This is a genomic window from Bordetella genomosp. 2, assembly GCF_002261345.1.
Classification (GTDB): Bacteria; Pseudomonadota; Gammaproteobacteria; order Burkholderiales; family Burkholderiaceae_B; genus Bordetella_A.
Genome location: NZ_NEVT01000007.1, coordinates 409266 through 434201, shown reverse-complemented (window position 1 = coordinate 434201; position 24936 = coordinate 409266). Strand labels below are relative to the sequence as shown.

The 24936-nt window shown below is 69.6% G+C and carries 25 protein-coding genes and 1 pseudogene; 16 read left to right on the top strand and 10 right to left on the bottom strand.

Translation table 11 applies throughout. From position 1 onward, the window contains the following. The first annotated feature begins 34 nt into the window (after positions 1 to 34). The 6 genes from manD to CAL24_RS18780 all read left to right on the top strand — a co-directional run bounded on the left by manD (position 35) and on the right by CAL24_RS18780 (position 7625). On the top strand, positions 35 to 1246 hold the full coding sequence (manD, locus tag CAL24_RS18805) for a D-mannonate dehydratase ManD (protein ID WP_028352559.1): 1212 nt from the start codon (positions 35 to 37) through the stop codon (positions 1244 to 1246). Between the two features lie 4 nt (positions 1247 to 1250). Further along, complete coding sequence (locus tag CAL24_RS18800) at positions 1251 to 2753, top strand: mannitol dehydrogenase family protein (protein ID WP_094807556.1); 1503 nt, start codon at positions 1251 to 1253, stop codon at positions 2751 to 2753. Further along, positions 2750 to 3817, top strand: a complete 1068-nt coding sequence (locus tag CAL24_RS18795; protein ID WP_249278580.1) for an Ldh family oxidoreductase — start codon at positions 2750 to 2752, stop codon at positions 3815 to 3817. Before CAL24_RS18800 ends, CAL24_RS18795 begins: the two co-directional genes overlap by 4 nt. 71 nt (positions 3818 to 3888) lie before the next feature. Then, the gene (locus CAL24_RS18790) at positions 3889 to 4401 is read left to right on the top strand and encodes a (2Fe-2S)-binding protein (RefSeq protein ID WP_094807555.1); all 513 of its coding nucleotides are present in this window, start codon (positions 3889 to 3891) and stop codon (positions 4399 to 4401) included. A gap of 4 nt (positions 4402 to 4405) precedes the next feature. Further along, positions 4406 to 5404: an FAD binding domain-containing protein gene (locus CAL24_RS18785; RefSeq protein ID WP_094807554.1), complete on the top strand. Its 999-nt coding sequence runs from the start codon at positions 4406 to 4408 to the stop codon at positions 5402 to 5404. A gap of 13 nt (positions 5405 to 5417) precedes the next feature. Continuing rightward, entirely contained in the window at positions 5418 to 7625 is a 2208-nt protein-coding gene (locus CAL24_RS18780) for a xanthine dehydrogenase family protein molybdopterin-binding subunit (protein ID WP_094807553.1), read from the top strand. Between the two features lies 1 nt (position 7626). On the opposite strand, the gene CAL24_RS18775 is transcribed toward CAL24_RS18780, so the two are convergent. The 5 genes from CAL24_RS18775 to CAL24_RS18755 form a co-directional block, all read right to left on the bottom strand. After that, entirely contained in the window at positions 7627 to 8679 is a 1053-nt protein-coding gene (locus CAL24_RS18775) for a DUF481 domain-containing protein (protein WP_094807552.1), read from the bottom strand. 169 nt (positions 8680 to 8848) lie between these two features. After that, positions 8849 to 9844: an amidohydrolase family protein gene (locus CAL24_RS18770; protein ID WP_094807551.1), complete on the bottom strand. Its 996-nt coding sequence runs from the start codon at positions 9842 to 9844 to the stop codon at positions 8849 to 8851. After that, positions 9841 to 10374 (bottom strand): 3-hydroxyanthranilate 3,4-dioxygenase, encoded by a 534-nt coding sequence (locus CAL24_RS18765; RefSeq protein WP_028352552.1) that lies wholly within the window; start codon positions 10372 to 10374, stop codon positions 9841 to 9843. Before CAL24_RS18765 ends, CAL24_RS18770 begins: the two co-directional genes overlap by 4 nt. A 48-nt stretch (positions 10375 to 10422) precedes the next feature. Further along, entirely contained in the window at positions 10423 to 10851 is a 429-nt protein-coding gene (locus CAL24_RS18760; protein ID WP_094807550.1) for a RidA family protein, read from the bottom strand. 50 nt (positions 10852 to 10901) lie between these two features. Next, a complete protein-coding gene (locus tag CAL24_RS18755; protein WP_028352550.1) occupies positions 10902 to 11636 on the bottom strand; it encodes a GntR family transcriptional regulator in 735 nt (244 codons plus the stop codon). Between the two features lie 133 nt (positions 11637 to 11769). Between CAL24_RS18755 and CAL24_RS18750 the strand changes: the two genes are divergently transcribed. The 10 genes and pseudogenes from CAL24_RS18750 (at position 11770) to CAL24_RS18710 (ending at position 20267) form a co-directional block, all read left to right on the top strand. Then, a complete protein-coding gene (locus tag CAL24_RS18750; RefSeq protein WP_094807549.1) occupies positions 11770 to 12633 on the top strand; it encodes a VOC family protein in 864 nt (287 codons plus the stop codon). Further along, positions 12630 to 13343 carry a class II aldolase/adducin family protein gene (locus CAL24_RS18745; RefSeq protein ID WP_094807548.1) on the top strand — a complete coding sequence of 238 codons (714 nt, stop codon included), beginning with the start codon at positions 12630 to 12632 and terminating at the stop codon, positions 13341 to 13343. The genes CAL24_RS18750 and CAL24_RS18745 overlap by 4 nt, the downstream gene beginning before the upstream one ends. Positions 13344 to 13350: 7 nt before the next feature. Continuing rightward, entirely contained in the window at positions 13351 to 14805 is a 1455-nt protein-coding gene (locus CAL24_RS18740; protein ID WP_094807547.1) for a 2-hydroxymuconic semialdehyde dehydrogenase, read from the top strand. A 62-nt stretch (positions 14806 to 14867) separates the two neighbouring features. After that, entirely contained in the window at positions 14868 to 16043 is a 1176-nt protein-coding gene (locus tag CAL24_RS18735) for an ABC transporter substrate-binding protein (protein ID WP_094807546.1), read from the top strand. A 26-nt stretch (positions 16044 to 16069) separates the two neighbouring features. Then, a complete protein-coding gene (locus CAL24_RS18730) occupies positions 16070 to 16990 on the top strand; it encodes a branched-chain amino acid ABC transporter permease (RefSeq protein WP_094807545.1) in 921 nt (306 codons plus the stop codon). A 19-nt stretch (positions 16991 to 17009) separates the two neighbouring features. Beyond that, entirely contained in the window at positions 17010 to 18005 is a 996-nt protein-coding gene (locus tag CAL24_RS18725) for a branched-chain amino acid ABC transporter permease (protein WP_051439222.1), read from the top strand. A 92-nt stretch (positions 18006 to 18097) separates the two neighbouring features. After that, positions 18098 to 18544 (top strand): annotated as a pseudogene (locus tag CAL24_RS24535) (ATP-binding cassette domain-containing protein); the annotation flags it as partial. Between the two features lie 6 nt (positions 18545 to 18550). After that, positions 18551 to 18781 (top strand): hypothetical protein, encoded by a 231-nt coding sequence (locus CAL24_RS24530; protein ID WP_432759300.1) that lies wholly within the window; start codon positions 18551 to 18553, stop codon positions 18779 to 18781. Positions 18782 to 18796: 15 nt separating this feature from the next. After that, positions 18797 to 19495 carry an ABC transporter ATP-binding protein gene (locus CAL24_RS18715; protein WP_028352543.1) on the top strand — a complete coding sequence of 233 codons (699 nt, stop codon included), beginning with the start codon at positions 18797 to 18799 and terminating at the stop codon, positions 19493 to 19495. Between the two features lies 1 nt (position 19496). Next, on the top strand, positions 19497 to 20267 hold the full coding sequence (locus CAL24_RS18710; RefSeq protein ID WP_028352542.1) for an SDR family NAD(P)-dependent oxidoreductase: 771 nt from the start codon (positions 19497 to 19499) through the stop codon (positions 20265 to 20267). On the opposite strand, the gene CAL24_RS18705 is transcribed toward CAL24_RS18710, so the two are convergent. From CAL24_RS18705 to CAL24_RS18685, 5 genes are all read right to left on the bottom strand, one after another. Further along, entirely contained in the window at positions 20240 to 21148 is a 909-nt protein-coding gene (locus CAL24_RS18705) for a YihY/virulence factor BrkB family protein (RefSeq protein ID WP_028352541.1), read from the bottom strand. The two genes, CAL24_RS18710 and CAL24_RS18705, sit on opposite strands and share 28 nt — an antisense overlap. Positions 21149 to 21471: 323 nt before the next feature. Next, positions 21472 to 23112, bottom strand: a complete 1641-nt coding sequence (gene groL / locus CAL24_RS18700) for a chaperonin GroEL (protein WP_028352540.1) — start codon at positions 23110 to 23112, stop codon at positions 21472 to 21474. Between the two features lie 31 nt (positions 23113 to 23143). Next, positions 23144 to 23431, bottom strand: a complete 288-nt coding sequence (groES, locus tag CAL24_RS18695; RefSeq protein ID WP_012250823.1) for a co-chaperone GroES — start codon at positions 23429 to 23431, stop codon at positions 23144 to 23146. A gap of 188 nt (positions 23432 to 23619) precedes the next feature. Continuing rightward, positions 23620 to 24165 (bottom strand): AAA family ATPase, encoded by a 546-nt coding sequence (locus CAL24_RS18690; RefSeq protein WP_249278579.1) that lies wholly within the window; start codon positions 24163 to 24165, stop codon positions 23620 to 23622. Between the two features lie 69 nt (positions 24166 to 24234). Further along, entirely contained in the window at positions 24235 to 24879 is a 645-nt protein-coding gene (locus tag CAL24_RS18685; RefSeq protein ID WP_094807543.1) for an FMN-binding negative transcriptional regulator, read from the bottom strand. Positions 24880 to 24936: the final 57 nt, after the last annotated feature.

The window sequence follows — 24936 nt, the reverse complement described above, 5'->3', positions numbered from 1 at the left end:
GGCCGCGCGCCCAGTTCACGCAAACGGGTTCTTCATGAAGATCAGCAATGCACGCGTCATCGTCTGCAGTCCGGGCCGCAACTTCGTCACGCTCAAGATCGAGACCGACGAGGGCCTGACCGGCATCGGCGATGCCACGCTGAACGGCCGCGAGCTGGCCGTGGCCAGCTACCTGGCCGACCACGTGGCGCCCTGCCTGATCGGGCGCGACGCGCACCAGATCGAAGATATCTGGCAGTTTCTTTATCGCGGCGCCTACTGGCGGCGCGGGCCGGTCACCATGTCCGCCATCGCCGCGGTCGACACGGCGCTGTGGGACATCAAGGCCAAGGCGGCCGGCATGCCGCTGTACCAGTTGCTGGGCGGTCGCAGCCGCACCGGCGTGATGGTCTACGGCCACGCCAACGGCCGCGACATCGACGAGACCGTCGACGAGGTGCTGCGCTACCGCGACATGGGCTATCGCGCCATCCGCGCGCAGAGCGGCGTGCCCGGGCTGAACGCCGTGTACGGCGTGGGCCGCGGCCGCATGTTCTACGAGCCGGCCGACGCCGACCTGCCCTCGGAGCACGACTGGAGCACCGAGAAATACCTGGACCACGTGCCGCGGCTGTTCGAGCGCGTGCGCGACGCGGTGGGGTGGGACACCCACCTGCTGCACGACGTGCACCACCGCCTCACGCCGATCGAGGCCGGCCGCCTGGGCAAGTCGCTCGAACCCTACCGGCTGTTCTGGCTGGAGGACGCCACCCCGGCCGAGAACCAGGAGGCGTTCCGGCTGATCCGCCAGCACACCGTCACCCCGCTGGCGGTCGGCGAGATCTTCAACACCCTGTGGGACTGCAAGGACCTGATCCAGAACCAGCTGATCGACTACATCCGCGCCACCGTGGTGCACGCCGGCGGCATCACGCACCTGCGCCGCATCGCCGACCTGGCGGCGCTGTACCAGGTGCGCACCGGCTGCCACGGCGCCACCGACCTGTCGCCGGTGTGCATGGGAGCGGCGCTGCATTTCGACTTGTGGGTGCCCAATTTCGGCATCCAGGAGTACATGCGCCATACCGACGAAACCGACGCGGTATTTCCGCACGCTTATACCTTCGCCGATGGCATGCTGCACCCGGGCGAGGCGCCCGGCCACGGCGTGGAGATCGACGAGAAACTGGCCGCCAGGTATCCGTACCAGCGCGCCTACCTGCCGGTCAACCGGCAGGCCCACGACGGCACGCTGTGGCACTGGTAGCGCCATGGCCGGCCGCCTGAACGCCGCCAGCCTGGCCGGCCTGCCGGCCGACGTGGCGCGGCCCGCCTATGACCGCCGGCGGTTGCGCGCCGGCATCGTGCACCTGGGCATGGGCGCCTTTCACCGCGCCCATCAGGCGCCCGTGACCGACCTGGCCCTGGCCGCCGGCGGCGACCGGCGCTGGGGCATCGTCGGCGTGTCGCTGCGCAGTCCGGCGACGCGCGACGCCCTGGCGCCGCAGGATGGCCTGTACACGCTGTCGCTGCGCGACGCCGACGCGGCGGGCCGGCCGCGCGAGGCGCTGGCGGTGATCGGCGCGGTGCGGCGCGTGCTGGTGGCGGCCGAGGACCCCGCCGCGGTGCTGGCGCAGATCGCGCATCCCGACACGCGCATCGTCAGCCTGACCGTGACCGAGAAGGGCTATTGCCACGAACCGGCCACCGGCAGGCTGCGCGGCGAGGACCCCGACATCATCCACGACCTGGTCCACCCCGACGCGCCGCGCAGCGCCATCGGCATGCTGGTGCATGGCCTGCGGGCGCGCCACGCCGCCGGCCGCGGCCCGGTCACGCTGCTGTCGTGCGACAACCTGCCCGCCAACGGCGATACGCTGCGCGGCCTGGTGCTGGAGTTCGCGGCCGCCGTCGCGCCGCGCCTGCGCGACTGGATCGCGCGCGACTGCACCTTTCCCAATTCCATGGTCGACCGCATCGTGCCGCGCACCTCCGACGATGACCGGCAGCGCATCGCCGCGCGCCTGGGCGTGGCCGACGCCTGGCCGGTGGTGGGCGAGCCGTTCCTGGAATGGATCATCGAGGACCGCTTCGCCGCCGGACGGCCCGCCTGGGACCAGCCGGGCGGCGCGCGTTTCGTGGCCGACGCCGCGCCCTTCGAGCGGTTGAAGCTGCGCATGGTGAACGGGCCGCATTCGGCGCTGGCGTACCTGGGCGTGTCGGCGGGCTTCGCCACGGTCAGCGAGGCCGTCGCCGACCCCGCGCTGCGCGGCTACCTGGACGCCCTGATGCGCGACGAGATCGCGCCCACGCTGCCGGCCACGCCGGGACTTGCGCCCGACGCGCTGCGCGCCCGCCTGCTGGCGCGCTTCGCCAACCCGGCGCTGCCGCACCGCTTGCAGCAGATCGCCATGGATGGCTCGCAGAAGCTGCCGCAGCGCCTGCTGGACACCCTGCGCGAGCGCCTGCGCGCCGGCGCGGGCTTCGACCGGCTGGCGCTCGCCGTGGCCGCCTGGCTGCAGTACCTGCGCGGCCACGATGAGCGCGGCGCGTCCTACCGGATCGAGGACCCGCTCGCCGCCGAACTGTGCGCCCGCGTGGCGGCGGCGGGCGAGGGCGCCGCCGCCGATGCGGCGCGCGCCCGCGCCCTGGTCGGCTACGCGCCGGTATTCGGCGACCTGGCCGGCCATGCGGCATTCATCGATGCGGTGGCGCGCCACGCATCCGTCATGCGGCGGCACGGCGCGCGCGCCGCCGCCCGGGAGGCCCTGTGAACGATACTTCTGCTACCGCGGCGCCGCGCCGCTGCGCCGCGCCCGCGCTGCGCGAATGGGCGCGCCGCTGCCTGCGCGCGCTGGACGTGCCGCCCGACGACGCCGCCTGCCTGGCCGACAGCCTGGTGCAGACCAGCCTGTGGGGCATCGATTCGCACGGCATCGCGCGCCTGCCGCACTATCTGAACCGCCTGGCGCACGGCTCGATCCTGGCGCGGCCCGCCGTGCGCACGGTGCGCAGCGGTCCGGCCACGGCACAGGTGCACGGCGGGCAGGGGCTGGGTATCGTGGTGGCGCACCGCGCCAACCGCCTGGCCATCGAGATGGCGCGCGAGGCCGGGGTGGCGGCCGTGGGCGTCAGCGATTCCTCGCATTGCGGCGCGGTCGGCCTGTACAGCCGCGCGGCCGCGGAGGCCGGGCTGGTCGGCCTGGCGTTCACGCATTCGGACGCCATTGCCGCGCCATTCGGCGGCCATGCGCCGTTCCTGGGCACCAACCCGGTTTCCATCGCGTTCCCGCGCCAGGACGGGCCGCCGGTGTGCCTGGACATGGCCTCCACCGCCATTCCGTGGAACCGCGTCATGAATGCGCGCCGCGAAGGCCATGCGCTGCCGCCCGGCGTGGCGCTGGACGCGCACGGCGGCGACGCCACCGACCCGCGCGCGGCGCGCGCGCTGCGGCCGCTGGGCGGCGCGCAGCAAGGCTACAAGGGCTACGGGCTGGCTCTGATGATCGAGCTGCTGTGCGGGCCGCTGCATGGCAACCCGTATGGCCCGCACATCACGCCCATGTACGAGCAACTGGCCGAGCCGCGCCGCCTGGGGGCGTTTTTCATCGTGCTGGATCCACAGCGCTTCGCCGGCGGCGCGCAGCTGGCGGCCGTGGTGGCGCTGCTGGCCGCCGAGCTGGCGGCGCAACCCGGCCGGCCGCGCATGCCGGGCGACCCGGAGCAGGCGGCCGAGGCGGCGCGGCGGCGCGACGGCATTCCGGTCGAGCCGGGCTTGTGGCAGGAATTTCTGCATTGGAGTGAACGGCTGGGTACGCCGCCGCCCGCTTGCGCCTGAGCGGCGGGGCGGGCATGCTGCTTGCTGTAGCGCCTGCCGCATCCCCGTCACCCGCAGCCAGGAGCCTTCTCATGTCTTATCCCTCCGGCGACGCGCCGCACGCCCATGGCCCGGGCCACGGCGCCATTTCCACCACCCTGTGTGTCAATGGGGTGGAGCATGAACTGCTGCTGGACCCGCGCGCCACCCTGCTGGACACGTTGCGCGAAACCCTGCACCTGACCGGCACCAAGAAGGGCTGCGACCACGGCCAGTGCGGCGCCTGTACGGTGCATCTCGACGGACGGCGCGTCAACGCGTGCCTGGTGCTGGCGGCCGCCGCGGGCGGCCGCGCCGTTACCACCATCGAGGGCCTGGGCGATGCCCGGACGCCGCACCCGCTGCAGGCCGCCTTCGTGGCGCACGACGGCTACCAGTGCGGCTACTGCACCGCCGGGCAGATCATGTCGGCGGCCGCGCTCTTGAATGAGCCCTGCGGCGACAGCGACGACGAGGTGCGCGAACTGATGAGCGGCAACCTGTGCCGTTGCGGCGCGTACGCCAACATCATCGACGCCGTGCAGGATGTGCGCGGCAACCGGTGACGCCATGCACGCTTTCCAATACCTGCGCGCCGCCGATATCGACGAGGCCGTGCGCCTGGCGGCCGCGCCGGGCCGCCCCGAGACGCGCGTGCGCTTCCTGGCCGGCGGCACCACCCTGGTCGACCTGATGAAACTCGATGTCGAGACGCCCGCGTATGTGGTCGACATCAACGGGCTGGGCCTGGACCAGGTCGAGATCCTGGCCGACGGCCGGGCGCGCATCGGCGCGCTGGTGAGCAATGCCGACCTGGCTCGCCATCCGCACATCGCCCGGCACTACCCGGCGCTGTCGCAGGCGCTGCTGGCGGGCGCCTCGGCGCAGTTGCGCAACATGGCCACCACCGGCGGCAACCTGCTGCAGCGCACCCGCTGCGTCTATTTCCGCGACCGCGCGGCGCGCTGCAACAAGCGCGAGCCCGGCAGCGGCTGCGACGCCATCGGGGGCCACAACCGCAACCTGGCGGTGCTGGGCGGCAGCCCGCACTGCATCGCCACCAACCCGTCGGACATGAATGTGGCCCTGATGGCGCTGGACGCCACCGTGCATGTGCATGGCGCGCGCGGCCCGCGCGACATCGCGCTGCGGGACTACTTCCTGCTGCCCGGCGACACCCCGGAGCGGGAAACCGCGCTGCGCGACGGCGAACTGATCACCCACGTGACGCTGCCGGCGCCGCGCCCGGGCACCCACTCGACCTACCTGAAGCTGCGCGACCGGGCTTCCTACGAATTCGCCCTGGCCTCGGCCGCGGTGGTGCTGCAGTCCGACGCGGAGCGCATTGTGGCGGCCGGCATCGCGCTGGGCGGCGTGGGCACGCGCCCGTGGCGCTGTCCGGCCGCCGAGCAGTTGCTGGTCGGCCAGGCGCCGGACGCGGGCCGCTATGCGCAGGCAGCCCACGCCGCGCTGCGCGACGCCGTGCCGCAAAGCCAGAACGGCTTCAAGATCGAGCTGGCCAGGCGCTGCCTGGCGCATGCGCTATCCATGGCCCTGCCGCCGCACTGAGCAAGGACCCGACATGGAATCTCCCCGCATTGCTCATCCCGAGGCCATCGGCCAGCCCCTGCCGCGCATCGACGGCCCCTTGAAAGTCAGCGGCGCGGCGCGCTACACCGCCGATTTCATGCTGCCCGGCATGCTCTACGCCGTGCCGGTATGCAGCACCGTCGCCAACGGCCGCATCCTGGCCCTGGAGGCCGAAGCGGCGCTGGCCATGCCCGGGGTGCGGACCGTCCTGCACCACGGCAACCGGCCGCCGCTGTACCGCGCCGCCAGCGGTTCCATCGACGAGGCCCGGCCGCCGCTGGATGACGACATCATCCGCTATTACGGCCAGTACGTGGCGCTGGTGGTGGCCGATACGCTGGAACAGGCCCAGGCGGCCGCGCGCGCCGTGCGCGTGAGCTACGACAGCCAGCCGCCCGACGTCGCACCGCCCGCCGCCGAGGACACGCCCGAGGTCGAGAGCCGGCGCGGCGACGCGCCGGCCGCCTATGCAGGCGCCGCCGTGCGCATCGACGCCACCTACTGCACGCCGGTCGAAACCCACAATTCGCTGGAACTGCACGCCTGCGTCGCCGAGTACGACGGCCAAGCCTATACGCTGTACGAGACGACCCAGGGCGTGGTCAACCATCGCGACGTGGCGGCGCAGATGCTCGGCACCGGCAAGGAGAACGTGCGGGTCATCTCGCACTACCTGGGCACCGGCTTCGGCGGCAAGCTGTGGGCCTGGAACCACTCGCTGCTGGCGCCAGTCGCCGCGCGCCTGCTGGGCCGGCCGGTCAAGCTGGTGGTGAGCCGCGCCATGACCTTCCACAGCACCGGCCACCGCCCGTATACCCGCCAGCGCCTGCGCCTGGGCGCCACCCCGGAAGGCCGGCTGGTGGCCCTGCAGCACCACTACCTGAGCCAGGCATCGATACTGGACGACTACCGCGAGAACTGCGGCGAAGCGACGCCGCGCATGTACAGCACGCCCAACCTGCTGGTGTGCTCCGGCCTGGCGCGCCGCCACGTCGGCGCGCCCACCTCGATGCGCGGGCCCGGCGCGGTGCCGGGCATGTACGCGCTCGAATCGGCCATGGACGAGCTCGCCATCGCGCTCGACATGGACCCGGTCGAGCTGCGCCTGCGCAACGAGCCCGACCACGATGAAGGCAATGGCCTGCCGTTCTCATCGCGCCATCTGCGCGAATGCCTGCAGCAGGGCGCGGCGACGTTCGGCTGGCGCGACCGCTCGCCCGCGGTCGGTTCGATGCGCGACGGCGAACTGGTGCTGGGCTGGGGCGTGGCGTCGTGCTCCTGGCTGGGGTTGCGCATGCCGACCGACGCCAGCGTCAGCCTGCATGCCGACGGCTCAGCCCGCGTGGTGTGCGCCACCCAGGACATCGGCACCGGCACCTACACGGTGCTGGCGCAACTGGTCAGCGCCGAGACCGGCATCGCGCCGGACCGCATCCAGGTGGCGCTGGGCGATACGCGCCTGCCGCGCGGCCCGATTTCGGGCGGCTCGGCGGCCACTGCCTCGGTGGTGCCGGCGGTGCTGGCCGCCGCGCGCAAGGCGGTGCAGGGTGCCTGCAAGCTGGCGGTGGGCGAGAAGGGGCCGTTCGCCGGCCGCCAGGCCAGCGAGCTGAGGCTGCGGCACGGGCGCCTGCGGCTGGCCGATGACGGCGCCGGCGCGGGCGTGCCGCTGGCCGAGGTGCTGGCGGCCGCCGGCGTGGCCGCGGTCTCGGGCGACGGCCACGCCGGCTCGGGCCGGGAGCAGAAGAAGCAGTATTCGATCAACTCGTACGGCGCGCATTTCGTCGAAGTGACCTGGCACCCCGCCACCGCGCGCCTGCGCGTCGCCCGCGTGGTGACGGTGATCGACGGCGGCCGCATGATCAACCCGCGTATGGCGCGCAACCAGATCGAAGGGGCGATCGTCATGGGCGTGGGCATGGCCCTGCTGGAACAGACCCACTACGACCCCCGCTCGGGCGCGCCCGTCAACAGCAACCTGGCCGACTACATCATGGCCACCCACGCCGACGCGCCGCGCATGGACGTGAGTTTCCTCGATTACCCCGACTACGCCTGGAACGACGCGGGCGCACGCGGCATCGGCGAGATCGGCCTGGCCGGCATCGCCGCCGCCATCGCCAATGCCGTCCACCATGCCACCGGCGTGCGCGTGCGGCAATTGCCGGTGCGCATCGAGGACCTGCTGCCCGCGGCAGGCTGAACTACCATTTCACGCCGACCCCGGTGCTGTAGATCGATTCGTTCAGGCTGTCGCGCGAACTGCTGACCTGGTTGCGCGCATACTTCAGGTACAGCGACATCCAGCTGTTGAGGTTGTAGCGCAGGCCCGCCTCGCCGCTAATGGCCATCTCGGCCTCGCTGTCGAACGGGCGCAGCAGTTCGCCCTTGGTGAACAGCTCGAACTGCTTGCCGCTGAAATAGCGCACATAGTCCCAGCGCAGGCTGCCGGCATAGGCATTGTCGCTGCCGCCGTCGCGGTAACCGTAGTGCACCCGCCCGGCCAGCGCCGACAGCGAGAAAGCGCCCAGCTCGTCGTCCCAGAACTGGTAGCCCGGGCCGGTGCCGTATGCGGTCTGGCGGTCCAGGTCTTCGACCCAGTCGCGCCGATGCATGGCCCGCACCTGCCAGAAGGCCTTGTCCGTCAGGAAGCGGTCCAGCGTGTAGTCCAGTCCGTAGTTGTGGTTGCTGACGCTGTGGTCGTCCTTGCTGCGCAGGTACGAGCCGGTGAAGCGGTGGCGCCACAGCGCATGGCGCACGGTCGTGTCCAGCGCCATGGAATAGTCCTGGGTCTGGGTCGAGGCGTTCTTGCGGGTGGCGGCCAGGTCCACGCGGCCGGACACGGCGGTTTCGTTCAGGAACGGATGCGGCCGCACGATGCGCTCCACCGATGCCAGCGGCACATCGGCCCGCACCGGTTGCGCGCCGTCCGGGCCGCGCTCCACGCCGTCGAGCACCACCGTGCCGGGCTGCCCGCCCGCCAGCCTGGCGCGATAGTCGTGCGCCAGGGATTCATCGCGTATGACCAGCGGCGTATCGCTTTGCAGCGTCTTGACGCGGTCGAAGGCGATGCGCACGTCGCCGCCGTATTCGGTGTGGATCAGCAGCTTGCCGCCGTCCAGCGACTTGATGGTGCCGGTCAGGCGGTCGCCGTTGTCCAGCCAGACAGTGTCGGCGCCGGCCGGCGCGCCCGCCAGGGCCAGGACGAGCGCGGCCAGGCGCCAGGGGCACACAAAAGGGGGAATGAGTCGCGGCATGGCAGGCAATCGATGGAGCAACAACCCTCCATCCTAGCGTCCGCGCGCGCCGCGATGTGACCGTATCCGTCCGCGGGCGGCCGGTGCTTACACCTCGTATACAAGCCGGCCGCGGCGAGAGATCGTCTTGCCAATCGCAACATTCCGCAGCTTGCCGGGGCGCACGGCCCTACTGCAGTCCGAAGAACGCCATGGTGTTGCGGCACAGGATGTTCCGCACCGTGCGGTCCTCCAGGCCGGCCGTCGCGACCAGCCGGCCCACCTCCTGTTCGCCCAGCGGATAGGGGTAGTCGGACCCGAGCAACACGCGCTCCTCGCCCATCACGTCGACCAGCAGGCGCAGCGAGCGCGCGTCGAACACCGCGCTGTCGACGTAGAAGCGGTCGGTATACGACGACGGCAATCGCGGGCAGTCCTGGCGGATGATGTCGCGGTGCCGCCAGGCATTGTCGACCCGTCCCAGCAGGAACGCGAAGCTGCCGCCGCCATGGGCGAAGCACAGCTTCAGGCTGCGCGGGATGCGCTCGAAGGCGCCGGACAGGATCAGCGACAGGATGCCCAGCTGCGTCTCGGCCGGCATGGCGACCAGCCACGGCAGCATCCAGCGTTTCATGCGGCCGTCGGTCATCATGTCCCAGGGGTGCACCAGCACCGGGATCTGTTCGTTGGCGCAGTGGATCAGGAACTGCACCAGGGCGTCGTCGTCCAGGTCGCGCGCGCCCACGTGGTTGCCGATTTGCACGCCCAGATGGCCGGCCGCGCGGGCGCGCGAGGCTTCGCGGCATGCCAGTTCCAGGTCCTGCAGCGGCACCTGCGCCAGCGCCTTGAGACGGTCCGGCGCGTGGGCGCAATGCGCCAGGGCCAGGTCGTTCATGCGCGCCGCCCATTGCGCCGCCGCCTGGGCGGGGTAGCGATAGCCGAACATCACCGGCGTGGCGCACAGGATCTGCACGTCCACGCCGTGGCGGTCCATTTGCGCCAGGCGCAGGGCCGGGTCCCACAGCGTGGCGTCGACCGGGCGGAACGGCCGCTCGCCAGCCATGATCTGCCCGCTGCCGTCGCCGTCCAGCCGTAGCCAGGGCGCATCCAGCGGGTCCAGCGCGGCCGCTTCCTGCCGCGTGATGGGCGGGAAGAAGTGCGCGTGCATATCGATTTTGCGGATCATGACGCGGGGCGCTCCTTGCCGGGATGCAGCCGCCCGCAATGCGGGCAGGTGCGCCTGGCTTCACTGGTATAGAAGGCTTCGAACAGCGGCGGCAGGTCGGTCACAATGCTCTTGAGCTGCACCTCGACCCGGTGCACCAGGCCGCCGCAATCCAGGCAGTACCATTCGAAGCCGTCACGCAGGCCGGGCGGGCGTTGCCGTTCGATGACCAGGCAGGCGCTGCCCGCCTCCGGACGCTGAGGGGAATGGCGCACGTGCGGGGGCAGCAGGAAGATGTCGCCTTCCTTCAGGTCGACGCGTTCTTCCTTGCCGTCGATCCACAGGCTCAGCCAGGCATTGCCGCGCAGCTGATAGAAAAATTCCTCCAGCGGATCGTCGTGGTAGTCGGTGCGGTGGTTCGGCCCGCCCACCACGGTGACGATGAAATCGCTGTCCTGCCAGATCTGCTGGTTGCCCACGGGCGGCTTGAGCAGGTGGGCGTGGTCGTCTATCCAGCGGCCAAAATTCAGCGGTGTACCGTAGGCGAGCATCGGCGTCTCCGTGCGGCCGTGGCCGGCGCCACGGCTCGAAATATGGCATCAGGCGGCGGGCTTGTGGGCCACCGCCTTGATTTCGATGAGCAGGTGAGGGTGGGGCAGCTGGTGCACCGCCACTGTGGTGCGGGCCGGGCCGCCGGCGTCGAAGTACTCGCCGTAGACCTCGTTGTAGCCGCCGAAATCGTTCATGTTGACCAGGAAGGCGCTGATCTCCACCAGGTCCGCCAGCGTCGCGCCGGCGCTGGCCAGGATGTCGCGGATATTCTCGATGACCGCGCGGGTCTGGGCGCGGATATCGAGGCTGGTGGTGCCCATGGCGTCGACCGTGGCCCCGGCGATGCGGTTGTCCGGCAGGCGCGCGCTGGTGCCGGAGACGAACAGCAGGTCGCCGGCGCGCTTGAGGTGCGGATACTTGCCGCGTGGCGTGGCCTTGCCGGCGACAACGGTGGCGTGGGTGGAATCGCGGCTCATCGGGTCTTCCTTGTCGGCAATCCGTTGACCGGCCGGGCGCGGCGCGCGCCTCAAGTGTCTGTGCCGGACTGCGGGGTGGGCGAAAAGAGTTCCGGCGGCAGGTGCGCCACCGCTTCGTAGGTGAGGCGGATGTGGCTGGCCAGCAGGGCGCAGGCGGCTTGCGCGTCGCGCGCCAGCGTGGCGTCCACGATGCTCCGGTGTTCGTCGTGCAGGTCGCGCGCGATGGGACGCCGGGTGATCGTCAGGCGCCGGTAGCGTTCGGCTTGCTGGTACAGGATGCCCAGGAAGTGGTGCATCCAGCGCGACGGACAGGCGCTGATCAGTTCGCGGTGGAATTCGCGATTGCGGCGCTCCCATTCCTCGAATCCGGCGGTGGGGTCGCCGGCCAGGCGCTGTTCGGCCTTGCCGAGCCGGTGAAACGCGGCGAGGACGCGGCTTTCCCAGTCGTCGTCGCCCAGTTCGATGGACTGGCGCAGCGCTTCGGTTTCGAGCAGCACGCGGTTTTCGGTGATGTCGCGGAAATCGTGCAGCGAAATCGGCGTGACGTGAAAGCCGCGCTGCCCGTGCGAGGTGACCAGGGCGTCCGACACCAGCAGTGCCAGCGCCTCGCGCAGCGTGCCGGCGCCCACGCCGTAGTCGTCCTTCAGGTGCTCGACGCGCAGGCGCGAGCCGGGCGGGTGTTTGCCTTCGATGATGTCGCGCCGCAGGTTGACGTAGGCCGTCCCCACCAGCGTGTTGGGCGTGGCGGCATGCGCGAGCGACGGAAGCGAGACGTTATCGGCCATGGGCGTACTGTAGCACCGCTTGGAAAAAATCTCGATAAAATTTATTGACTCCGAGATTTTTGCTGCTTATCGTAGAAAAAAAGCGTCGCCCTTGCTTTCCCTTCCAACGGCCAGGCGCTCCAGGAGACAAGCAGTGATACGGCTACATGACATCCGGTATGTCCGGCTGGGTACTCGCGATCTGGCGTCCGCGGCGCGCTACGCGACCGAGGTGCTGGGCCTGGAAGTCGCCCGCAAGGAAGGCAAGTCGGTCTATTTCCGCTCCGACGGACGCGACCACACGCTGTGCTATTTCGAAGGCGATCCGCACGACCACACGGCGGCCTTTGAAGTGGATTCGCCCGACGAACTGGAACGGGCCGGCGCCGTGCTGGAGCGCAGCGGCTACCAGGTCGCGCGCGGCACGCGCCAGGCGGCCGAGCAGCGCCACGTGCAGGATCTGCTGCAGTTCACCGACCCGTCCGGCAATCGCATCGAGCTGGTCTATGCGCCGCACCATAGCGGCCGCCGCTATTTCCCGTCGCGCGACGCCGGCATCACCGGCTTCAGCCACATCGGCCTGCGCACGCTCGACGCGCGCCGCGACGAGGCCTTCTGGACCGGCCTGTTGTCCGCGCGCGTCAGCGACCGCATCGGCGATGCCCCTTTGCTGCGCATCGACGAAGTCCATCACAAGATCGCGCTGTTCCCGTCCGCCCATCCCGGCGTGCAGCACATCAACCACCAGGTCGAGAGCATCGACGACATCATGCGCGCCTGGTACCTGTTGCAGGAACGCAAGATACCGATCAAATTCGGCCCCGGCCGCCACCCCACCTCGGGCGCCATGTTCCTGTACTTCGAGGGGCCCGACGGCATGATCTACGAGTACTCGTGCGGCGTGCGCCTGATCACCGCCGAGGACGAGAAGACTTACCGGCCGCGGCAGTTCCCGGCGGTGCCCTCGTCATTCTGCATGTGGGGCGCGCGTCCCGACATCCCGGAATTCAAGTCATGAGCGCGGCGGCCGCGATTCCGACCGCCGGCGAGCAGGCGCGCGTGCGCGTGGCGGCGCGCGCCCTGGCGCGGGCCGGGCTGGCGCATGCCTATGGCCATTGCAGCCTGCGCCTGGATGCCGGTCATTTCCTGGTGTGCGCCGCCCGTCCCATGGGCCTGATCGCGCCGGACGAACCCGGGGTGGTGGTGCCGGTGCATGGCGAGCTGCCGGCCGGCGTGCTGGGCGAGGTGCGCATCCACCAGCAGATCTACCGTGCCCGCCCCGAGGTCGGCGGCGTGGCGCGCACCATGCCGCCCACGGTGATGGCGCTGTCGGCCGCCCGCGTCACTCCCGCGCCGCGCCATGGCATGGGTTCGTACTTCTGGCCCGCGGTGCCGCTGTGGGACGACCCGCTGCTGGTGCGCAGCGACGCGCAGGCGCTGGGCGTGGCGCGCGCGCTGGGCGAGGCCGCGGCCGTGGTCATGCGCGGCAACGGCGCGGTGGTGGCGGCGCCGACGCTGCCGCAGGCGGTGGTGCTGACCTGGTACCTGGAGGATGCCGCGCGCATCGAATGGCAGTTGCGCGCCGCCGGGCTGGCCGACGGCGCGCCGCGGCTGGACGAGGCGCAGGCGCGCGAGCGGGCGGTGGGCACCGGCCGCATCTATGAGCGCATGTGGGAATACCTGGCCGACGGCGACCCGGAATACGCCGGCGCCGGCGGCACCGACTGAGGACGACATGACCGAGTTCCGCAACTTCATCAATGGCCAGTGGGTGGCCACCGGCAAGACTTTCGACAACCGGGATCCCGTCGACAACCGCCTGATCGGACAGGTGCATGAAGCCGGCGCGGCCGAGGTGGATGCCGCGGTGGCGGCGGCGCGCGCCGCCCTGTCCGGCCCCTGGGCTGGCCTGAAGGCGCAGCAGCGCGCCGAACTGCTGCACGCGGTGGCCGACGGCATCGACAAGCGCTTCGACGATTTCGTCGATGCCGAGATCGCCGACACCGGCAAGCCCTACGGGCTGGCCAGCCATCTCGATATTCCGCGCGGCGCGGCCAATTTCAAGATATTCGCCGACCTGATCCGCAACGTGCCCAACGAGAGTTTCGAGATGGACACGCCCGACCATGGCCATGCGCTGAACTACGCCGTGCGGGTGCCGCGTGGCGTGATCGGCGTGATCTGCCCATGGAACCTGCCGCTGTTGCTCATGACCTGGAAAGTCGGGCCGGCCCTGGCCTGCGGCAACACCGTCGTGGTCAAGCCGTCGGAAGACACGCCGGGCACCGCCACGCTGCTGGGCGAGGTCATGAACCAGGCCGGCGTCCCGCCGGGCGTCTACAACGTCATCCATGGCTTCGGGCCGGACTCGGCCGGCGAACTGCTGACGCGCCATCCGGAGGTGGACGGCATCACCTTCACCGGCGAGACCCGCACCGGCGAGGCCATCATGCAGGCCGCCGCGCGCGGCGTGCGGCCGGTGTCGTTCGAGCTGGGCGGCAAGAACCCCGGCATCGTGTTCGCCGACGCCGACTTCGACAAGGCAGTGGCCGGCATCGCGCGCGCCGCCTTCGACAACACCGGGCAGGTTTGCCTGGGCACCGAGCGCGTGTATGTGCAGCGGCCGATCTTCGAACGCTTCGTCGCCGCGCTGGGCGAACGGGCGCGCGCCTACCGCCTGGGCCGGCCGCGCGACCCGGGCGTCGACCTGGGGCCGCTGATCTCGCTGCGCCATCGCGAAAAAGTGCTGCGCTACTACCAGTACGCCCGCGACGACGGCGCCACGGTGGTGGCCGGCGGCGGCGTGCCCGACATGGCGGGCGCGCTGGCCGAGGGAGCCTGGGTGCAGCCGACCGTCTGGACCGGCTTGCCGGAGTCCTCGCGCGTGATCCGCGAAGAGATCTTCGGGCCGTGCTGCCACATTGCCCCGTTCGACACCGAAGAAGAAGCCGTTGTCCTGGCCAATGCCACGCCCTACGGCCTGGCCGCCACGGTCTGGACCAGCAATGTCGGCACTGCCCACCGCCTGGGCAAGGCCCTCAACGTGGGCATCTGCTGGGTCAATTCGTGGTTCCTGCGCGACCTGCGCACCGCGTTCGGCGGCGCCAGGCAGTCGGGCATCGGGCGCGAGGGCGGCGTGCATTCGCTGGAGTTCTACACCGAGCTGCGCAACGTCTGCGTCAAGCTCTGACAGGGCCGACATCGGGGCCGGCCCGCGCAGAACGGGCCGCCCCGCCTACAAGGAGACAGGCAATGCAAGTATTCGCAAAAGGGCTGGCCGTCCTGGCCGCGGCCGCGACACTGGCCGGCGCGGGCGCCGCGCGGGCCGACATCACCGTCGGCTTTTCGGGCGTGTTGTCCGGCCCGCAGGCCGCGCTGGGGCAGGACCAGTACGACGGCCTGATGCTGGGCATCGAGCAGCTGGGCGGCAGCCTGGGCGGCCAGAAGGCCGTGGTATTGCGCGAGGACGACCAGCTCAAGCCGGACGTGGGCGCGCAGATCGTGCAGAAGTTCATCGAGCGCGACAAGGTCGACGCGGTGGTCGGCCTGGGCTTTTCCAACGTGCTGATGGCGGAACTGCGGCGTATCAAGGATTCCGGCGTGGTGGCGATCTCCACCAATGCCGGGCCGGCGCCCATCGCCGGCCGCATGTGCCTGCCGAACCTGTTCGTGCTGGGGTGGCAGAACGACAGCATGTCCGAGGCGATGGGGCAGTACGTCAAGGACCAGGGCTACCGGCGCGCCTACCTCATGTCGTCGAACTACCAGGCCGGCAAGGACAAGCTGGCCGGCTTCAAGCGCTTCTACGGCGCCGAGCCGGCCGACGAGATCTACACCCAATTGGGCCAGCTCGATTATTCGGCGGAGATCTCGCGCATGAGCGCCGCCAGCCCCGATGCGCTGTTCGTGTTCTACACCGGCGGCGTAGGCGTGAACTTCGTGCGCCAGCTGCGCCAGGCCGGCCTGATGGAGAAGCTGCCGTTCTTCTCGGAAAGCCTGATCGATTCCAATACCCTGGCCGCGCTGAAGGAACAGGCCGTGGGCGCCATCTATGGCACGCCATGGGCCACCACGCTGGACAACCCCAAGAACCGCAAGTTCGTCGAGACCTTCCAGGCCAAGTACGGCCGCCTGCCGTCCGAATACGCGGCGGCCGGCTACGACGCCGCGTTCCTGCTGGACGAGGCGGTGCGCAAGCTGGACGGCAAGCTGGGCGACAGCAAGGCGCTGGCCGCCGCGGTCAAGACCGCCGGCGCGACTTTCCCGTCGGTGCGTGGCAAGTTCGCCTTCAACACCAACAACATGCCGGTGCAGAACTTCTACGCGTACCAGGTCGTGAAAGAAGCGGGCGGCATCGGCGTGAAGCAGCTGGCCACCGTTTTCACGGATCACAAGGATGCCTACGCCGCCGATTGCAAGATGAAATAGGCGCCGCCCGCCCTCGGAGTTTCCTCATGAACGGATCGCTGCTGCTGTCGCAATTCCTCAATGGCCTGCAACTGGGCGCGCTGCTATTCCTGCTGGCCTCGGGCTTGACGTTGATCTTCGGCATCATGAACTTCATCAACCTGGCCCATGGCTCGCTGTACATGATCGGCGCGTTCCTGGGCGCCAGCGCGTACAACGCCAGCGGCTCGTTCGGCTTCGCCATCCTGGCCGCCGTGTGCGGCAGCGGACTGGTGGGCGTGGCCCTCGAGCGCGTCGTGGCGCGACCGCTATACCGTCACGACCATCTCTACCAGGTGCTGGCTACATTCGGGCTGATGATGTTCTTCAACGAGCTGGCCTCGGTGATCTGGGGCAGCCGTCCGTACTATGCCGCCATTCCGCCGGCGCTGCGCGGTTCGGTGGCGGTGTTCGGCACCGACTACCCGGTCTACCGCTTGCTCATCGTGGGCGTGGGCGCGCTGGTCGCCGCCGGGGCGTGGTTCCTGATCCAGCGCACCCGCTTCGGCATGCTGACCCGGGCCGGCGCCAGCAATGCGCCGATGGCCAGCGTGCTGGGCGCCAACGTGGACCGGCTCAAGACGCTGCTGTTCCTGCTGGGCGCGGCGCTGGCGGGCCTGGCCGGCGCGCTGGCCGGGCCGATCCTGTCGGTGCAGTCGGGCATGGGCGAGCCGGTGCTGATCCTGGCCCTGGTGGTCATCGTGGTGGGCGGCATCGGCTCCGTGCGCGGCACCCTGGTGGCGGCGCTGCTCATCGCCATGATCGACACGCTGGGCCGCGCCTTCCTGCCGGACCTGCTGCGCAGCGCGTTCGACAGTTCAGTCGCCAACGCGGTGGGGCCGGCGCTGGCATCGATGCTGATCTACATCCTGATGGCCGTGGTGCTGGCGTTCCGCCCGCACGGCCTGATCTTTGCCGCGCGGCGCTGAGCTCGCCGGGGAGTCCACCATGCCATCACACCGCACCGCGTCATGGTTCCTGCCGCTGCTGTTCCTGGTCTTGGCGGCCGTGCCGCTGGCCGCGCAGTGGCTCGATGAACCCTTCTACGTCACCTTCGGCGCCCGCGTGCTGATCTACGCGCTGGCGGCCGTGGCCCTGAACCTGGTGCTGGGATTCGCCGGGCTGGTCAGCTTCGGCCATGCCATGTTCCTGGGCCTGGGCTGCTATGCGGTGGGCATCCTGTCGTACTACGGCATCGCCAGCGGCTGGATGCAGCTGGCGGTCTGCGTGGCTGTCTGCGCGCTGGTCGCCCTGGCGGTCGGAGCCGTGTGCCTGCGCACTTCCGGCATCGGTTTCATCATGATCACGCTGGCGTTCGCCCAGATGTTCTACTTCCTGGCGGTCAGCCTGCGCGAGTATGGCGGCGACGACGGCCTGAACATCTACGAAGGCAGTGACTTCGGCCTGTTCGACCTGGGCGGCAGCCTGCCGGTCTATTGGGCCGCCTGGGCGTTGCTGCTGGCCGCGTGCCTGGGCATGCTGCGGCTGCGGCGCTCGCCCTTCGGCATGATCCTGCGCGCCACCCAGGTCAATCCGCGCCGTGTCGATGCCCTGGGCTATTCCGTGTTCCGCGTGCGCCTGACCGCCTACGTCGCTTCCGGCGTGCTGACCGGGGTGGCCGGCCTGCTGCTGGCCAACCTCACGGCCTTCGCCTCGCCCAGCTACATGTCCTGGCCGGTCTCGGGCGAGCTGATCGTCATGGTGGTGATCGGCGGATTGGGCAACGTGCTGGGGCCGGTGGTCGGGGCGATCGGCTACCTGCTGCTGGAGGAGCTGTTCAAGGGCATGACCCAGCACTGGATGCTGCTGATGGGGCCGGTCGTGGTGGCGATCGCCATGCTGGCGCGCAACGGCTATGTGGCGCTGCCGCGCCGCCGGCCGCCGGCCGCGGCCGGCGATCCCCCGCCACGCGCCGACCCGCTGCGCAAGGAGGCCTCGGCATGACGGCGGCCATCCTGCCGGCGCCGCGCGCGCGCCATCTCGCCACCCAGGGCCTGGCGCGCAGCTTCGGCGGCCTCAAGGCCACCGACGGCGTATCGCTGGAGGTCCGCCCGGGCGAGCTGCATGCGCTGATCGGCCCCAACGGCGCGGGCAAGACCACGCTGATCAACCTGCTGTCGGGCGAGTTGCGCGCCGACGCCGGCGCCGTGCGGCTCGACGGGGTCGATATCTCGGCCGCGACGGTGCAGCAGCGGGTGGCGCTCGGCTTGCTGCGCTCGTACCAGGTGACTTCGGTGTTCGACGGCTACACCGTGCTGGAGAACGCCTGCCTGGCCGCGCTGCGCAAGCGCCGCCGGCGCCTGTCGCCGTGGCGGCCGCTGGCCGCCTGCCAGGACGTGGTCGACGCGGCGCGGCAGGCCTTGGCGGCCTGCCGGCTGCAGGATGTGGCCGACAGCGAAGTGGGCAGCCTGGCCTACGGCCAGCGCCGCCAGCTCGAGATCGCCATGGCCCTGGCCGGGGAGCCGGGCATCCTGCTGCTGGACGAGCCCATGGCCGGCATGAGCGCCGCCGAGAGCGCCGCCGTCATCGACTTGTTGCGCAGCTTGAAAGGCCGCTACACCATCGTGCTGGTCGAGCACGACATGAACGCCGTGTTCGCCCTGGCCGACCGCATCAGCGTGCTGGTCTACGGCAGGCTGATCGCCACCGGCGACGCCGAGGCCATCCGCAACCACCCCGACGTGCGCCGCGCCTACCTGGGCGACGACGCCGACGCCTGATCCGGAGGACCCGCCATGTTGAACATCCGCGGCCTGACCGCCGGCTACGGCCACTGCCAGGCGCTGTTCGGCGTCGACCTGGAGGTGCGCGAAGGCCAGGTCCTGGGCCTGATCGGCCGCAACGGCATGGGTCGCAGCACGGTCATCAAATGCCTGTTCGGCCTGCTGCCCATCCAGGACGGCAGCATCCATTACCGCGACCAGGCCCTGCGCGGCATGGCGCCGTACCGCATCGGCCGCCTGGGGCTGTCGCTGGTGCCGGAAGGCCGGCAGATCTTCCCCACCCTGACAGTCGAAGAAAACCTGCTCGCCACCGCCGTGGCGCGCGGCGGCGCCCGGGCCTGGACCCTGGAACGCGTCTACGCGCTGTTCCCGCGGCTGCGCGAGCGGCGCGCCAACCTCGGCAGCCAACTGTCGGGCGGCGAACAGCAGATGCTGGCGCTGGGCCGCGCCCTGATGACCAACCCCAGCCTGCTGGTGCTCGACGAAGCCACCGAGGGGCTGGCGCCGGTCGTGCGGGCCGAGATCTGGCGCGTGCTGGCCCAACTGAAAGCCGACGGGCTGTCGATGATCGTGGTGGACAAGAACACCACCGCCTTGCTGCGCCTGTCCGATCGTAATGTCATCCTCGACAAGGGGGTCTCGGTATGGGACGGCAGCTCCGCCGAGCTGGCCGCGCGCCCCGACCTCGTCGCCACCTACGTGGGAGTCTGAAATGAAGCTGCACGACAAGGTCGCCCTGGTCACCGGCGCCGCCCGCGGCATCGGCCTGGCCATCGCCCGCCGCTACCTGGACGAAGGCGCGCGCGTCCTGCTGGTCGACCGCGACCAGGCCGCCCTGCAGGCCGCCATGGCAGGCCTGCCCGGCCAGGCGCGCAGCTTCTGCGCCGACGTGGCCGCCGCGCCGTCCGCCGCCGCCATGGTGGCCGAATGCGAGCGCCTGTGGGGCGGGCTGGACATCTGCGTATGCAATGCCGGCATGATACGCGCGGCCGACTTCCTGGATTTGACGCTGGACGATTTCAAGGCCGTCATGGACGTCAATGTGTGCGGCACCTTCCTGGTGGCCCAGGCGGCCGCCCGCGCGATGGTGCGCGGCGGCAGGCACGGCGCCATCGTGCTGATGTCGTCGATGACCGCCGAGCTGGCCATGGCCGACCAGCTCGCCTATGGCGCCAGCAAGGGCGCGGTGCGCCAGATGACCAAGTCGATGGCGCTGTCGCTGGTGGCGCGCGGCATCCGCGTCAACGCCATCGGCCCGGGCAGTATCGAGACCGACATCATGCGGACCATCGCCACCGACCCGCAGGCGCTGCGGACGGTGCTGTCGCGCATACCCATGGGCCGCCTGGGCGAGCCGGACGAAGTGGCCAAGGTGGCGGTGTTCCTGGCCAGCGACGACGCCAGCTACATCACCGGCCAGACCATCTACGCCGACGGCGGCCGCCTGGCCCTGAACTACACCGTGTCCGTGCCGGAAGCCTGAGCCTGCCGGCTGCCGAAGCGTTCGGCGAACTGGCGGGTGAACACCGCGCCGAAGAAGAAGATCTGCGCGGAATAATAAATCCACAGCAGCAGCGCGATCAGCGAGCCCGCCGCCCCATAGGCCGACACCGTGCCGCCGCGGCCCAGGTACAGGCCGATGCCCCACTTGCCCACCAGGAACAGCGCGGCGGTTACGATCGCGCCCGGGATGACGTCGCGCCAGGGAATATCGATGCTGGGCAGCAGCTTGTACACCACTGCGAACAGGGCCGTGACCACCGCGAACGAGAACAGGTTGGACAGCCAGCCGGCCAGCACCGCGAACGCCGAGTGGGTCCACAGGTCGCCGTAGTAGGCCTTGGCCGCGCCCAATGCCGCGTTCATCATCAGCGACACCAGCAGGAACATCGCCAGCACCAGCACCAGCCCGAACGACACCATGCGGCTGCGCACCAGGCCCTGCAGGCCGGCCTTGCGCTGGCTGGTGGCGTCCCACAACTCGTCCAGGCTGGCCTGCAGCTCGGCGAACGCGGTGGTGGCGCTGAAGACCAGCACGGTAATCGACAGCAGCGCCGCGATCCAGCCGCCGCCCGATTCGTGCGCGCTGGCCAGCACGGTCTGGATGACTTCGGCGCCGCGCGCCCCGGTCAGTTCGCGCACCTGCGCGAACAGTTCCGAGCGCACCGCCTCTTCGCCGAAGAAAACCCCGGCCACCGCGATCACCAGGATCAGCATCGGCGCCAGCGAGAACACCATGTACAGCGACAGCGCGGCGCCCTTGCTGGACGCCCGGTGGCTCGACCACTGCTTGGCCGACTCGACCAGCAGGCCGGCGATTTCCGAAGGACGCAGCATCTTCAGCAAGCGGGGCGGAATAGTCATGGCGCTCATTGTGCAGACGGGAACCCACGCATTGTAGGGGGGCCTCTCGGGTCGCCACAATCCGCAAGCGGCGTGCCCGTCCGCTGGCTCCGGTCCATTGGAAGGTGTCTGACACCGAAGGGTGCCAGACACCTGGGCACCCTTGTCGACCGTCGGAGGTGTCTGACACCCAAGGGGTGTCAGACACCTTGGGCTGATACCGAAGCCGCCACGCGGCCGTCGGCCAGGGCGCCCCAAAAGAAAACGCCCCCAAGGGCGTACCCTTGGAGGCGTCGGTCTGGCGCGCCCCGGCGTACCGGGGCTGCCGCGGCGCAGGCCTGGACTTAGAAGTCCATGCCGCCCATGCCGCCCATGCCGCCGGGCATGGGGGGAGCAGCGGGCTTGTCTTCCACCAGCTCGACCACCGCGGCTTCGGCCGTCAGCAGCAGGCTGGCCACCGAGGCGGCGTTCTGCAGGGCGGTGCGGGTCACCTTGGTGGGATCCAGCACGCCTTGCTCGACCAGGTCGGTGTACTCGCCGGTCGCGGCGTTGTAGCCGTAGTTGCCCTTGCCGTTGAGCACGTTGTTCACCACCACGCTGGCTTCTTCGCCGGCGTTGGTCACGATGGTGCGCAGGGGCTCTTCGACAGCGCGCAGGATCAGCTTGATGCCGGCGTTCTGGTCAGCCGTGTCGCCCTTCAGGTCGGCGATGGCCTGCTTGGCGCGCAGCAGCGCCACGCCGCCGCCGGCCACCACGCCTTCTTCCACCGCCGCACGGGTCGCGTGCAGGGCGTCTTCGACGCGGGCCTTCTTTTCCTTCATTTCGACTTCGGTGGCAGCACCGACGCGGATCACGGCAACACCGCCGGCCAGCTTGGCCACGCGCTCTTGCAGTTTTTCACGGTCGTAGTCCGAGGTGGCTTCCTCGATCTGGACGCGGATCTGCTTGACGCGGGCTTCGATCGACTTGCTGTCGCCAGCGCCGTCGATGATGGTGGTGTTTTCCTTGGCCACTTCGATGCGCTTGGCCTGGCCCAGGTCTTGCAGGGTGGCCTTTTCCAGCGACATGCCGGTTTCTTCCGAGATGACCACGCCGCCCGTCAGGATGGCGATGTCTTCCAGCATGGCCTTGCGACGGTCGCCGAAGCCAGGCGCCTTGACGGCGGTGGTCTTCAGGATGCCGCGGATGTTGTTCACCACCAGGGTGGCCAGCGCTTCGCCTTCGACGTCCTCGGCGATGATCAGCAGCGGACGGCTCGACTTGGCGACTTGTTCCAGCACGGGCAGCAGGTCGCGGATGTTGCTGATCTTCTTGTCGAAGATCAGGATGTACGGATCATCCAGCGCGGCGACTTGCTTGTCGGGGTTGTTGATGAAGTAGGGCGACAGGTAGCCGCGGTCGAACTGCATGCCTTCGACCACGTCCAGTTCGTTGTCCAGCGACTTGCCGTCTTCGACGGTGATGACGCCTTCCTTGCCGACCTTGTCCATCGCGTCGGCGATGATCTTGCCGATCGATTCGTCGCTGTTGGCGGAGATCGAGCCGACCTGGGCGATTTCCTTGCTGGTGGTGACCGGCTTGGATTGCTTGGCCAGTTCAGCCACGGCGGCGGTGACGGCCTTGTCGATGCCGCGCTTGAGGTCGATGGGGTTGAAACCGGCGGCAACGTACTTCAGGCCTTCCTGGACGATGGCCTGGGCCAGCACGGTGGCGGTGGTGGTGCCGTCGCCGGCGTTGTCCGAGGTCTTCGAGGCGACGTCCTTGACCAGCTGGGCGCCGATGTTCTCGAACTTGTCCTTCAGTTCGATTTCCTTGGCAACCGACACGCCGTCCTTGGTGACGGTGGGGGCGCCGAACGAACGCTCGAGCACGACATTGCGGCCCTTGGGACCGAGGGTGGTTTTGACGGCATTGGCGAGGACGTTCACGCCGCGGACGATGCGGACGCGGGCGTCATCGCTGAACAGGACTTGCTTGGCAGCCATTGTGAGCTTCCTTCGAAAATTCGTTCAGAAATTACTGGATCACGGCGAGGATTTCTTCCTCGCGGATGACGAGCAGCTCTTCGCCATCGACTTTCACCGACTGGCCGGCGTACTTGCCGAACAGCACCTTGTCGCCAGCCTTCAGGTCGACCGGCAGCACTTTGCCGTCTTCGGTCTTCTTGCCCGGGCCAACGGCCACGACTTCGCCTTGATCCGGCTTTTCGGCGGCGCTGTCGGGAATGACGATGCCCGAGGCAGTCTTGCGCTCGTTGTCCAGGCGTTTGACGATCACGCGATCGTGCAGGGGACGCAGGGCCATGAGGAACTCCTGTTTCTATATAGAAGGGGTGAAAATGATCGGTTTTCAGGCCGGGACGGGCTGTTAGCACTCACCGGCAGCGAGTGCTAATTATAGGGATGATGCCTGCCGGTTCAAGGGGGGAGGGGCCGCTTGTTACATTTTCGTGCGGAGACGGCGAAGTCCGTCGAGCCGGCGCCGTCCCCGGCTCACTGGCGGGCCAGGCGGAATTCGTCGCTGTCCAGCGCCGCCGTCACGCGCGCCAGCACGTCTTCCCGATCCTGGCCTGCGGTCGCCAGGACGTACCGCTCCAGAGGACCGAGCGCGCAGAACTGCTGATGCAGCGCCGTGATCGGCCCGGGGTCCGACAGCGTCTGGCCGCCTCGGGTGCGGCAGCGTTCGATCGCGGCCCGCAGGGGCGGGCGCAGCACGATGTAGTGGACCGGCAGGCTGATCGCGGCAAACGCCGCGAGGAACCAGGGCCCGACAATGCCGTCGACGATGACGAAGTAGCCGCCCCTGGCGTAGCTGGCGGCGGCATTCGCCAGCACATCCAGTACGACCGCATTCTGGCTATGCGCTTCGGGGAGGTAAGGCTCGATGGCCCCGTGCTTGATGAAATGCCAGAAATCGTCTGCATGCAGATGCACCTTCGGCGATCCGCCCGATGCCGCCAGCGCGGCTGCCGTGGTTGTCTTGCCCGCGCCCGGCGGGCCGGTGAGGATGAGGATTTCACCGCCGCGACCGATATTCACCCATGACCTCCTCTCGAGCATGCAATGGCCGATGCGTCGTGGGCGAAGGGGAGCGTCGCGCCGTATATCTCATGCGTCTCCTGCCGTCGGCCGGGCCGTGTCCCGCATGGCCTGGGCGAGCCCGTGGTTGCCCTGGCCCGCCAGCCCCTGGATCGCGCCCTCGCGATCGGCCGGCCGGTGATGCTGGTTGAGTTTGCGCTTGCCTTCCAGCCGGGCAAGGCGGATTTCGATGCCGACGATGTTGCGCAGCTGCTGGTCGAGATAGTCGGCCGGCGCATCGCCCATTTTCCAGGGCACGGCCTGGCGGGACTCGTGCTGCCGCGTCAGGCGGGCGACCACTGCCCTGACGAATTTCTCGTCGTCGTGGACATGGATCGTGCCGTGCGCGTGCACTACCTCGTAGTTCCAGGTCGGCACATAGCGATGCGTCTCCTGCTTGCCCGGGTACCAGTTCGGCGAAATGTAGCCTTGCGCGCCGCGGAAGATCACCAGGACCCGGGCGCCGTCGGCGACCTCGCGCCAGACCGGATTGGCGCGCGCGACGTGGGCGACCAGGGCGCCATGTGGGCCTTGCGCGGGGTCGAACAGGAAAGGCAGGTGATCCGCCTCCATGCCGTCCGGCGTGGCGCGCACCATGATGCCCAGCGGGTTGTCGCGGACGATGCGGTGCAGTTCTTCGATCCGTGGCTCGGCAAACTGGCTGGGAAGGTACATGGCAGGCTCGCTCGGGTGCAAGGGCCGGATTTCCCGGCAAAGCCACGATTGTCCGCC

What these genes read in the sequence shown, in the direction of transcription:
- manD (WP_028352559.1), top strand. Translation starts at nt 35, where the DNA reads ATGAAGATCAGCAATGCACGCGTCATCGTCTGCAGTCCGGGCCGCAAC.
- CAL24_RS18800 (WP_094807556.1), top strand. Translation starts at nt 1,251, where the DNA reads ATGGCCGGCCGCCTGAACGCCGCCAGCCTGGCCGGCCTGCCGGCCGAC.
- CAL24_RS18790 (WP_094807555.1), top strand. Translation starts at nt 3,889, where the DNA reads ATGTCTTATCCCTCCGGCGACGCGCCGCACGCCCATGGCCCGGGCCAC.
- CAL24_RS18785 (WP_094807554.1), top strand. Translation starts at nt 4,406, where the DNA reads ATGCACGCTTTCCAATACCTGCGCGCCGCCGATATCGACGAGGCCGTG.
- CAL24_RS18780 (WP_094807553.1), top strand. Translation starts at nt 5,418, where the DNA reads ATGGAATCTCCCCGCATTGCTCATCCCGAGGCCATCGGCCAGCCCCTG.
- CAL24_RS18775 (WP_094807552.1), bottom strand. Translation starts at nt 8,679, where the DNA reads ATGCCGCGACTCATTCCCCCTTTTGTGTGCCCCTGGCGCCTGGCCGCG.
- CAL24_RS18770 (WP_094807551.1), bottom strand. Translation starts at nt 9,844, where the DNA reads ATGATCCGCAAAATCGATATGCACGCGCACTTCTTCCCGCCCATCACG.
- CAL24_RS18765 (WP_028352552.1), bottom strand. Translation starts at nt 10,374, where the DNA reads ATGCTCGCCTACGGTACACCGCTGAATTTTGGCCGCTGGATAGACGAC.
- CAL24_RS18760 (WP_094807550.1), bottom strand. Translation starts at nt 10,851, where the DNA reads ATGAGCCGCGATTCCACCCACGCCACCGTTGTCGCCGGCAAGGCCACG.
- CAL24_RS18755 (WP_028352550.1), bottom strand. Translation starts at nt 11,636, where the DNA reads ATGGCCGATAACGTCTCGCTTCCGTCGCTCGCGCATGCCGCCACGCCC.
- CAL24_RS18745 (WP_094807548.1), top strand. Translation starts at nt 12,630, where the DNA reads ATGAGCGCGGCGGCCGCGATTCCGACCGCCGGCGAGCAGGCGCGCGTG.
- CAL24_RS18740 (WP_094807547.1), top strand. Translation starts at nt 13,351, where the DNA reads ATGACCGAGTTCCGCAACTTCATCAATGGCCAGTGGGTGGCCACCGGC.
- CAL24_RS18735 (WP_094807546.1), top strand. Translation starts at nt 14,868, where the DNA reads ATGCAAGTATTCGCAAAAGGGCTGGCCGTCCTGGCCGCGGCCGCGACA.
- CAL24_RS18730 (WP_094807545.1), top strand. Translation starts at nt 16,070, where the DNA reads ATGAACGGATCGCTGCTGCTGTCGCAATTCCTCAATGGCCTGCAACTG.
- CAL24_RS18725 (WP_051439222.1), top strand. Translation starts at nt 17,010, where the DNA reads ATGCCATCACACCGCACCGCGTCATGGTTCCTGCCGCTGCTGTTCCTG.
- CAL24_RS24530 (WP_432759300.1), top strand. Translation starts at nt 18,551, where the DNA reads ATGGCCGGCATGAGCGCCGCCGAGAGCGCCGCCGTCATCGACTTGTTG.
- CAL24_RS18715 (WP_028352543.1), top strand. Translation starts at nt 18,797, where the DNA reads ATGTTGAACATCCGCGGCCTGACCGCCGGCTACGGCCACTGCCAGGCG.
- CAL24_RS18710 (WP_028352542.1), top strand. Translation starts at nt 19,497, where the DNA reads ATGAAGCTGCACGACAAGGTCGCCCTGGTCACCGGCGCCGCCCGCGGC.
- CAL24_RS18705 (WP_028352541.1), bottom strand. Translation starts at nt 21,148, where the DNA reads ATGACTATTCCGCCCCGCTTGCTGAAGATGCTGCGTCCTTCGGAAATC.
- groL (WP_028352540.1), bottom strand. Translation starts at nt 23,112, where the DNA reads ATGGCTGCCAAGCAAGTCCTGTTCAGCGATGACGCCCGCGTCCGCATC.
- groES (WP_012250823.1), bottom strand. Translation starts at nt 23,431, where the DNA reads ATGGCCCTGCGTCCCCTGCACGATCGCGTGATCGTCAAACGCCTGGAC.
- CAL24_RS18685 (WP_094807543.1), bottom strand. Translation starts at nt 24,879, where the DNA reads ATGTACCTTCCCAGCCAGTTTGCCGAGCCACGGATCGAAGAACTGCAC.